Below are 666 nucleotides of genomic sequence, written 5' to 3'. Positions count from 1 at the left end.
TCTCATTCGATTTATCTGTCATGGATATTTACCCATCATTAGTAACAGGTGGTACACTTTGGGCAATCGATAAAGATATGATTGCGCGTCCAAAAGACTTGTTTGCTTCTTTAGAGCAATCGGATATTCAAGTATGGACTTCGACACCTTCTTTCGCTGAAATGTGTTTAATGGAAGCATCCTTCTCTGAAAGTATGCTACCGAACATGAAAACATTCTTATTCTGCGGTGAAGTGTTACCAAATGAAGTGGCTAGAAAATTAATTGAGCGTTTCCCAAAAGCAACAATTATGAATACTTACGGTCCAACAGAAGCTACTGTCGCTGTAACAGGTATTCACGTTACAGAAGAAGTGCTTAATCAATACAAATCACTTCCAGTTGGCTATTGTAAATCAGACTGTCGCCTTCTTATTATGAAAGAAGATGGCACGATTGCACCTGATGGTGAAAAAGGTGAAATCGTAATTGTCGGTCCAAGCGTAAGCGTTGGATATTTAGGAAGCCCTGAATTAACAGAAAAAGCATTTACTATGATTGACGGTGAGCGCGCCTATAAAACAGGCGATGCTGGCTATGTTGAAAATGGTCTTCTATTCTATAATGGTCGTCTTGATTTCCAAATTAAGCTGCATGGTTATCGAATGGAATTAGAAGAAATTGAGC

The 666-nt window shown here is 38.9% G+C and carries 1 protein-coding gene; it reads left to right on the top strand.

The window, feature by feature from the left end; all coding sequences use genetic code 11:
* A partial coding sequence (locus tag AU379_RS20495; RefSeq protein ID WP_157462711.1) for an AMP-binding protein occupies positions 1 to 666 on the top strand: 666 nt, incomplete at both ends.

Source organism: Bacillus sp. JH7, assembly GCF_001563515.1.
GTDB lineage: Bacteria > Bacillota > Bacilli > Bacillales > Bacillaceae_G > Bacillus_A > Bacillus_A cereus.
This window is presented reverse-complemented; position numbering and strand designations above follow the sequence as displayed.